Origin of the sequence: Geothermobacter hydrogeniphilus (genome assembly GCF_002898515.1) — a bacterium.
Lineage (GTDB): Bacteria > Desulfobacterota > Desulfuromonadia > Desulfuromonadales > Geothermobacteraceae > Geothermobacter_A.
In genome coordinates this window covers 1-9599 of sequence record NZ_PPFX01000068.1, presented here as the reverse complement: position 1 = coordinate 9599, position 9599 = coordinate 1, and the positions used below count along the sequence as shown (strand labels likewise).

The following is a 9599-nucleotide window of genomic DNA, read 5'->3' as shown; positions in this document are numbered from 1 at the left end:
AGCCGGTTCACGAGGTGTGCGTGGATGCTTTTTATATGGGGAAGTATGAAGTAACGCAGTCTCAGTATCAGAAGCTCACCGGCAATAACCCGTCCCAATTCAAGGGAAACAATCGCCCCGTAGAGCAGGTCAGCTGGAACGATGCACAGGGCTACATCCGCCAGTTAAATCAGCGTAGGGGCGATTCAGGAATCGCCCCCTACCGGTTGCCGACGGAAGCGGAGTGGGAATACGCCTGCCGCAGCGGCGGCAAAGATGAAAAATATTGTGGTGGCGACGATGTCGATGCCGTGGCCTGGTATGACGGCAACAGTGGCAACCGCACCCACGAAGTCGGCCAGAAGCGTCCGAACGGACTGGGCCTTTACGACATGAGCGGCAACGTCTGGGAGTGGGTGAGTGACTGGTACAACAGCAGCTACTATGGCAACAGTCCACGCAACAACCCGCAGGGGCCGTCATCAGGCTCCGACCGCGTGAATCGCGGCGGCGGCTGGTTCAACGCGCCGGGCGGCCTGCGCTCGGCCTATCGCGTCAGGAGCGGGCCGGGCCGCCGCTACGGCAGCCTTGGCTTTCGGCTTGCTCTCCCTGCAGGTTCGTAGCGCGGAGGCGCGCCGAGCGGCAAAGGGTAGGGCGTGCGGAGCCGCCCGGACCGTTGCCGGTTGTGCGCCGGAGCGCAGGCCTGTTTGATGTGATTCGCCGCGACAGCGGCGCAAGATGAAGAGATTTTCGTAGGAGCGAATTTATTCGCGATAAGCGCCTTTTGTTTTTCGTAGGAGCGGCTTCAGCCGCGATAGATTTTTGGGCGTGTATCGCACCCCGATCGCGAATAAATTCGCTCCTACAGGGGGATAAACACAATGGGGGGACGTCTCATGGATGAGGCACCACACGGAGGGAACCTGCGTAAAGGGCGTGTTTCCATTCCCGGCCAGACCTATCTGGTTACAGCTGTGACCCGGGGCCGCTCGAAGGTCTTCACCAATTTTGACCATGCCCGAACACTGATTCTCACCATGCAGCGTTCAGAACGGGAGGGCAGGGTCGAGAGCCTGGCCTTTGTGATTATGCCTGATCATCTGCATTGGTTGTTTCGGCTTCAGGCGGGAACCCTGGCAGAGCTGATGAAACAGGTCAAGGGGCGCAGCGCAGCAGGAACAGGGATCCCTGGCGGCATTTGGCAGAAGGGCTATCACGACCATGCGTTACGATGGGACGAAGATTTGGTGCGGGTTGCGGGGTATCTGGTCGCGAACCCGGTTCGCGCGGGGTTGGTCAGGAATGTCATGGATTATCCCCATTGGGATGGCATCTGGTTTGTGGCGGAAAATCGCGAATAAATTCGCTCCTACAGGGTGCGGTGATTTCGGTGTTTTTGTAGGAGCGGCTTCAGCCGCGATGGGTTTGTTGGCGTTGACCGCAAACCCCGAATCGCGAATAAATTCGCTCCTACAGGGGTGCGGTGATTTCGGTGTTTTTGTAGGAGCGGCTTCAGCCGCGATGGGTTTGTTGGCGCGGGCCACGAACCCCGAATCGCGAATAAATTCGCTCCTACAGGGGGCCGATAATTTTGGTTTTTGTTGGCGCGGCATCAGCCGCGATCAGGATTTGAATTTTAAATCGAGTTTTGGGACTTGAACCCTATTTCTGAAAGGAGTGACATCATGTTGCAATTGAATTTCATCAAAGGGGGGCCGCAACCGGTCGCCTTGACCCAACAACGCATCACCATCGGTCGGGACAAGTCCAACACCATTGTCCTCGATGCGGCCGGAGTCTCCGGTTTTCACGCCGAAATCCAGACCGAGAACGGAAAATCGTTCCTGGTTGACCTCGGTAGCTCGAACGGTACCTTCGTCAACGGCAAGAAGGTTGTCGGGCGCCAGGAACTGAAGGCCTGGGACAAGGTTGCTTTCGAGAAGGTCGAGGCCGAAGTCGTCGATACCGAAAAACGGCGGCCGACTCAGGTCAGCAGGGCGATCACCGACGCCGACCTGAAAGGGGCGGCGCCCAACGCGACCCAGGTGCGTCCCGGGGTGGGCGGCTGGATGCTGGTCGGCCAGGGCGGTGCTGTTGCCGGAAAAACCTTTCCCGTCACCGGCAAGAAAATCATCGGTCGTGAAGGTTGCGATATCACCATTGATGATCAAATGATCTCCCGTCGACACGCCGAGATCGCACTTTCCGGTGGCGTTTTGACCCTGGTGGACCTCGGCAGCGCCAACGGCACCTTCGTCAACGGCAAAAAAACTGCCAGGGTAACCCTCAAGGCGGGCGACCAGGTTGCTTTCGATAAGGTCGTCTTCAAGGTCGAAGGCCCGGCCGGGGATTCGGCCAAGACGTCGGTACGCCAGGCGGTCAATGCCACGGCAGTGCGTCCCGCCAGCGGCAGCGGCACCCAGGTACTCGAGGCGCCGATCGCGGCACTGGTTGATAGCGCTGGCAAGCGCTATCCGCTCAAGGGGGATTCGCTGACCATCGGGCGTACGGCAGCCAATGATATCGCCCTTGATGATGCTACGGTGTCGGGCAGCCACGCCCGACTGACCTCGGCCGCCGGCAGCTGGACGCTTGAGGATAGCGGATCCAGCAACGGCACCTTCGTTAACGGCGACAAGGTGACCAGCCGGCAGCTCAAGCCGGGTGACAAGCTCCGGTTCGGCAAGGTCGAGCTGAGTTTTGAGGACGGCACCGCCTCCGTTTCGGGGACCCAGGTTCTTTCGGCGGTGGATGAGGCAACCCGCACCTCCAGCCAGACCGCGGCGAAAAAGGGGATCCCGGCCTGGGCCTACGGGCTGGTCGGTTTCCTGATCGTGGCCGGCGGCCTCGGCTTCTTCCTCGGCAAGGACAAGCTGGCCGGCACGCCGCCACAGATCGAGGCCAAGCTGCAGTGCGGCAAGTCCTGGTCGCAGCAGCTCAGCGCCGGACGACGCGGCCCGACCACGCCGGTGCTGGCCGATATCAACGGTGACCAGTTCCTCGACGTGGTGGTGGCCGACGCCAGCGGTTTCGTGCTGGCCCTGGACGGGGCGGAAGGGAAGAAAATCTTCGAGGCCGAAGCGGCGGATCGAATCCTGGCGCCGCCGGTGGCCGGAGACCTTTCCGGGGACGGCATCGACGATATCGTCGTCGCCAGCAACTCGGGGCAGGTCGTGGCCCTCAACGGCCGCGGGCAGACCCTGTGGAGTTCCGACGGCAACCTGAACCTCGGCCCGGTGCTGAATCGCCCGGTGCTGGCGAAGGTGAATGACGACGAACAGCCCGACGTTATCGTGCCGACCAGTAACAAGGGCCTGGTGGCCCTGGACGGAGGACGCGGTTGGAAGATCTGGGACACCGCCGAGATGACCCGCGGCAAGGCCATCACCTCGCCGCTGGTGGCGGATATCAACGGTGACGGGCAGGACGATTTCGTCACTGTCACCGACCAGGGGCAGGTTCTGGCCGTAACTACCCAGAACGGCAAGGTCTGGCAGATCTGGGAGGCGAATGTGCCCCAGGTCTATTACGCCTCGCCTGCCTTCGTCCAGGCAGGTGACCAGGCGCTGATTGTGGTCGCCACCGATGGCGGCGGCGTCATCGCCCTGCACGCAGACACCGGGCGCCCCTTCTGGACCGCGGCAATAAGCCAGCGCTTTTTTGCCAGCCCGATTGTCTGTGACGCCAACGGCGACAAGGTTCCCGATGTTGTCGCCGTGGCCGATAACGGTGACATCCATGTCCTTGACAGTCTCACTGGCGACGAGATCTGGAGTTCGGCGCTTGGCGTCAGCGTGCAGGCGACTCCGGCTCTCTACGATGTCAACAATGACGGGCTGATGGATCTGATCATACTCGACAGCCAGGGCGGCATCCGCATTGTCGACATGGCCCGCGGCAGGGTGGTCCTTCCGGTTCAGGTTCCGGGTGCCGACAGCTTTATCGCCTCGCCGTTGCTGGGAGATGTCAATAACGATTCGATGGTCGATATTATCGCTGCCAGCCAGAACGGTGCCGTGGTCTCCTACGGGCTCAACCGGGTGGCACCGAAATCCCAGGCGCTGTGGCCGGTTTTTCTCGGCAATGATCAGCATGGCATGTAATAGGGGGCGATGATGAAACTTTTGACCAGACTATTTCTCGTATTGCTGCTTTTTTCACTGGCTGCCTGTGGGCCGCCCCTTTCGGCCGTCTATGTATCCACCCGCCCCGTGGGCGGCATGGTCAAGGTCAAGGAGACCGGCACCATTGTCCCGGACGGTGGCAAGATTCACCTGCCGCAGGGCAAGTACCATCTTGACCCTTACCAGGTACCCAACAGCCCCGGCAGTGTCGTGATTACCGTCAACGGCTTTGATGAAGAACGCGTGGTGGTGCCAACCGGGCCGGAAGAGCTTCTTTCCCGGTTCACGATTCACACCGTCCCTGCCGGAGGAACCGTCACGGTGGTTGAAACCAACCGCAGTGTCGCCGACGGTGGGACTCTGACCCTGCCGGGGGGGCGTTTCACCTTGCGGCCGAGCCTGGCCGGCTATACGCCCAGGGATGTCACGCTCGATGTCAAGGAGAACACGGAAGAAGAAATTCTGATCCATCTCGGCACCGGGTATGCCAACTTGTCGCTTGCGACCGAGCCGGCGGGCGCTGAGGTAGCCATAGACGGTGAACCCCGGGGCCAGGCGCCGCTCTCCATGGATTTGCCGGAAGGGGTTCATCAGCTTGCGTTGTCGAAGTCAGGATACTTCCCGCAGCAACAGGAGGTCCGCATCGCAGCGGCCCGGGACCAGGATCTCAAGCTGACCCTGAAGCCGGTGCCGACCAGGGGCACGGCGCAGGTTCACACCGATCCCCCGGGTGGCAGCGTTTTCTTCCAGGGGCGCAAACTCGGCAAGGGGAGTGTCGACCTCGGACGTCTCCCCTTCGGCCGCTACCGGGTGAAGGGTGTCAAGCAGCTCGATGCCCGCAATCGCCTGGTGGGCGAGGTCTCTTTTCGTCTCAAACGCGACAAAACCTACCGGGTCACCATTCCCCTGGATCAACAGCAGCGTCGCTATCATGACAAGTGGCTGCCGCGTGCCGAGGCGCTGCGGCTGGAACAGCAGAATTATTCGGGTCAGCGGGTCGCCAACCCGGTGGCTATCGATATGACCCTCGACGATGCCGCTCTGGCGACCTTCGGCGGACCTGATCAACTGGTGCAGGCGCTGAACGCCATTCTACGCGTGGGTGACCGGGTGACTGTCAAACGTGGCGGAACCCGATGGTTGTTGTGGAAACGGGACGCGCGACCCGATCCCGAATTCAAGGACATGGCGACGGCCCTGTTCGCCGGCGCGACCGGGACGCTCCCCTGGGCGGCCGATCCTGCCGCCGTCACCGTGCGGCTGTCGGCCGGGGATAGTTCACCCGCCGGGCTGGCCTTTGCCCTGCACCGGGCCCGGACCCCGCTGCCGCTGCTCGATCTGGCGGACGAGCAGCTCGCCGCAGGTGGCGAGACGATTAGTCGTTCACAGGCCGATGGTGTCCTGACGCTGGTGGTAGAGGCAAAGACCGCGCCGCAGATGGATGGCTCGTCAGTCAAGGCTGCCGAGGGGCTGTGGTTGGCGCAAATTCCTGCCGGCAGTGAACCGCTGCGCCTTGCCTGGAAGGAAAAACCGCGGCGCCTGCTGCTGGTCAGCGATACCCCGGCACCGTTTGACGCCCGGGTACCCGAAACCTCGCTGCTGATCAACGAGAAAAAGATCGTCAATGTAGCTGGCCGGGCCCGGGTTGAGAAGCTGGTGCGGCTGTCGGACGGTCCCGATTACGAGCACTGGCAACGGCAGGAGTTCACCGTCAGCGGCCCGCTGGCGGCACAACTCGACCTCAGCCGCGACGAAGTCGGCCCCAATGGCCGCTTCGGCGACTACCGGCGTATCTGGCTGGTCAATTACCGCAATGGCGAGGCCCTCAGCCAACGCCAGGTGATGGCTTCTTACCGGGTTGTTGACCAAAAGAAGGATTTCAGCTCCGAGAAATTTCTGCGCCGCGGCAAGTTGGGCAGCCAATAGGTGCTGTAGGAGCGGCTTCAGCCGCGATGGCCTGCGTGGTTGGGTGCGCAAACCCCGAATCGCGAATAAATTCGCTCCGACAGGGGCGCGTTGATTTTGTTTTTTTTTGTAGGAGCGAATTTATTCGCGATAAACAGGTGTCAACACCAGGAGGCATTTATGACAGGTTCGGGAACCCAGCTCGGCAAATACCGGATTCTCGACAAACTCGGAGCGGGGGGCATGGCGGATGTCTACCGTGCGGAGGATGATCAGCTCGGTCGTCAGGTGGCACTGAAGATTCTGCCGCCGGAGTTCGCCCGCGATGAAGAGCGGGTGCGGCGGTTTGAAAAAGAGGTTCGCGCCGCAGCCCAGCTGCATCATCCCCACATTGTCACCCTGTTCGAAGTCGGGGAAGAGAATGGCATTCACTTCTACGCCATGGCCCTGTTGCCGGGCGGTGACCTGAAGCAGCAGATCGTCGTGGGGATCAACCCGAAACAGGCGCTGGAATGGATCAAGGCGCTCGCCTCGGCCCTCGACTTCGCGCATCGCAAGGGTTTCGTTCACCGCGACATCAAGCCCGAGAACATCCTTTTCGACGAGGAACAACGCCCACTGCTCACCGATCTGGGCATCGCCAAGGCGGTCGGCTCTGGCACCAAGATGACCGGCACCGGCATGAGCATCGGCACGCCGCACTATATGAGTCCCGAGCAGGCGCGGGGCAAGCAGGTGGACGGCCGCAGTGATCTGTACAGCCTTGGCATCGTGCTCTACGAGATGCTGACCGGCCGGGTTCCCTACGATGCTGAAGACACCCTGGCGGTGGCCTATTCGCATGTCAACGACCCGCTGCCGCAGTTGCCGGCAGCTCTCGGCAAACTGCAGCCCCTGCTGGACAGACTGCTGGCCAAAGAGCCGGAAGAGAGATTCGCCGGTGCCGGCGATCTGGCGGCCGCCATTGATCAGCTGTTGGCGGGAAAGAAGTTGGAGCAGGAACCAGCCCGCAAGACCCAGGTGCTGAAAGCCGAGAAAGCCGCGCCCGCGGGCAAGGGCGGCGGCCTCAAGTGGGCTGTCGGCGGGGCCCTGCTGGCGGTACTGGTGGTGGGGGGATTTTTGCTTTTGAACGGTGGCATGGGGAAAAAGCCAGTCTTCGCCGGTGGTGGTGGGGCGGTGACGCCGGCATCGCGGCTGAAAGCCGCTCCTACCAAAGCGGTTGCCCTTGCGAGATTGGTCGCCCAGCCTGCGAACCTGTCCCGGGATGACGCCATATTGCAGGTGGCCGGCAAGCCGAAGAAGGCGAAGATTTCCCCTCTAGACAGACTGCGCCAGCAGGCATCCGAAGCCCTCGCGCAGAAACGGTTGACCCTTCCTGAGGATGATAGCGCCATGGGATATTTCCGCAAGATGCTAGGGTATGACGGCGGTAGGCAGGAAGCAATTAGCGGCCTGACCGGGATTGCCCGTCGCTATCTAGATTGGGCACGCATGGCTCTCGACAAGGACAAGTTTGACAAGTGTAAAACCTACCTGATTCGTTTCGACCAGGTGTCCGAGATCCTTGCTCGGGCCGACCGCGACACCGTAGGTCCGTTGAAAAAAGAACGGGACGCCATAAGCCGCGATCGCGTCGCGCGCCTGACGGTGCCGAACAAGACTGAGACAGCGCCGACAGGGGTAGCTTCTCTCTGGCAGCGGGCTATCGGCCAACACTCCAAGGGCACGACCGGTGAGGTTCCGGTTTCCAGTACAGACAACTCATTGCAGCAGGAATGGCAGAGGGCCATCCAGCAGCATTCATCCAAGTGAAATCAAGGGAGGACAAAATGAAATCCGCAATCATGGTTTTGGCACTTGTCTATCTTCTGGCTGTTTCGGTTTCGGCACCTTCGTTGGCGCGTGCCGCAGATGACATCCCGTTGCTGTTTCCGTCGCAGGACGAAAAGAGTGTCGAGTTGCAGATTGCCGACTACCTCGAGTCCAAGGGGATGCATGTGACCCGGCAGGTCTTGAAGAAGAATGCCGACGACGTTTACCTGCGCCTCAACTTTGGCATGGCCGATACCGACGACTACAATATCAAGATTTTTGTCGACACGACCCCTTCAGCACACAACAAGAAAACTCATGTTATTGATGAGCGCAAAATTCAGATTCGCGCCTACCCCAAGAATATCAGGCTCAAGGGGATTACCAAGGTGCGTCAGTTCCAGGGATTTTGCAACGCCTTTCAAAGGCGTTACTGGGCACCCCAGCGGGTTTATCTCGATCGCGACAACGACTTGGTTCTGGCCTGGGATATCAATATCCCCGGTGACACCAGCCCAGTGCATTGTGAGCAGGTCCGGGACGCCATTGTGCGCCTCTATAGCGCCTGGAAGGATATGCATGACCAGTTGAAAAAAGAGGGTTTGATCTGATCGAAGATTGTTGTCCAGAGGCGGCCCAAAAGGACTGGATCAGAGATTGCCCCAAGGGGGAGGAGCGGAGTTATGTTTTCGCAGGGGAGCGATGGTTTCGGGTTTTGATGTGGGAGCGACCTCCCGGTCGCGATGGGTTTTGTCGATGCAAACTACCCACCCCCAATCGCGAATAAATTCGCTCCTACAGGGGCGTGTTGAATGAAATTTCAGGAGGTCTATCCGATGAACATCCCCGGATACCGAATTGAAAAAGAAATTGCCCACGGCGGCATGGCGACGGTCTATCTGGCCGTGCAGGAATCGCTGGACCGGCCGGTGGCGCTCAAGGTGATGGCGCCGGCGCTGGCGGCGGATCGCAGCTTTGGCGAGCGCTTTTTAAAAGAGGCGCGCACCGTTGCCCGGTTGAACCACCCCAACATTCTCGCGGTTTACGACGTCGGTGTTTCCGGGCATCACTACTACCTGGCGATGGAACTGGTTCCGGGGGGCGATCTGAAACAGCGGATTCGCCAGGAGGCATTGCCGCCCCAAGATGCTCTCGCCATTGCCCGTCAGATGGCTCTTGCACTCGGCTATGCTCACGAAGAAGGTTTCGTCCATCGCGACGTCAAGCCCGAGAACATTCTCTTCCGCAAGGATGGCACTGCGGTTCTTTCTGACTTCGGTATCGCCAAGGCGGTCGGCAGCGGCACCAAGATGACCGGCACCGGCATGAGCATCGGCACACCGCACTACATGAGTCCCGAGCAGGCGCAGGGGCTCAGCAGCCTCGACGGCCGCAGCGATCTCTACAGCCTCGGGGTGGTGCTGCATGAAATGCTCACCGGGCAGGTGCCCTTCGATGCCGACAATACCGTCGGCATCGCCATGCAGCATGTTCAGGCGCCGGTTCCGCGCCTGCCGCAGAGCCTCGGCAAGCTGCAGCCGCTGCTGGAGCGACTGCTGGCCAAGGACCCCGAGCAGCGCTACCAGAATGCAGGCGAGCTGGTGCAGGCGATCGACGACGCTTTGGCCGGCAAATTGCCTGTCTCTGCACCAAAACCTGCAGCGCAAAAGACCCAGGTGCTGAAGGCGGAGGAACCGACCCCGTCCGGCAAGGGCAGCGGTCTCAAATGGGCGCTCGGCGGGGCCCTGCTGGCGGCGGTGCTGGTGGGCGGATTTTTGC

The 9599-nt window shown here is 60.8% G+C and carries 7 protein-coding genes; all 7 read left to right on the top strand.

Features of this window, described 5'->3' with window-relative positions:
• Window positions 1-602: formylglycine-generating enzyme family protein (locus C2E25_RS17030; protein ID WP_103116911.1), on the top strand; the 602-nt coding region annotated here is incomplete at its 5' end.
• Window positions 603-875: 273 nt separating this feature from the next.
• Window positions 876-1340, top strand: coding sequence for an REP-associated tyrosine transposase (locus tag C2E25_RS17025; RefSeq protein ID WP_103116910.1), 465 nt, complete (start codon window positions 876-878; stop codon window positions 1338-1340).
• A gap of 324 nt (window positions 1341-1664) precedes the next feature.
• On the top strand, window positions 1665-4082 hold the full coding sequence (locus tag C2E25_RS17020; protein WP_103116909.1) for an FHA domain-containing protein: 2418 nt from the start codon (window positions 1665-1667) through the stop codon (window positions 4080-4082).
• A 12-nt stretch (window positions 4083-4094) separates the two neighbouring features.
• A complete protein-coding gene (locus C2E25_RS17015) occupies window positions 4095-6029 on the top strand; it encodes a PEGA domain-containing protein (RefSeq protein ID WP_158247328.1) in 1935 nt (644 codons plus the stop codon).
• A gap of 159 nt (window positions 6030-6188) precedes the next feature.
• Window positions 6189-7820 (top strand): serine/threonine-protein kinase, encoded by a 1632-nt coding sequence (locus tag C2E25_RS17010; RefSeq protein WP_103116907.1) that lies wholly within the window; start codon window positions 6189-6191, stop codon window positions 7818-7820.
• Window positions 7821-7837: 17 nt separating this feature from the next.
• On the top strand, window positions 7838-8431 hold the full coding sequence (locus tag C2E25_RS17005) for a hypothetical protein (RefSeq protein WP_103116906.1): 594 nt from the start codon (window positions 7838-7840) through the stop codon (window positions 8429-8431).
• Window positions 8432-8656: 225 nt separating this feature from the next.
• Window positions 8657-9599 (top strand): protein kinase domain-containing protein (locus C2E25_RS17000; RefSeq protein ID WP_158247327.1); only part of this gene is annotated, 943 nt, incomplete at its 3' end.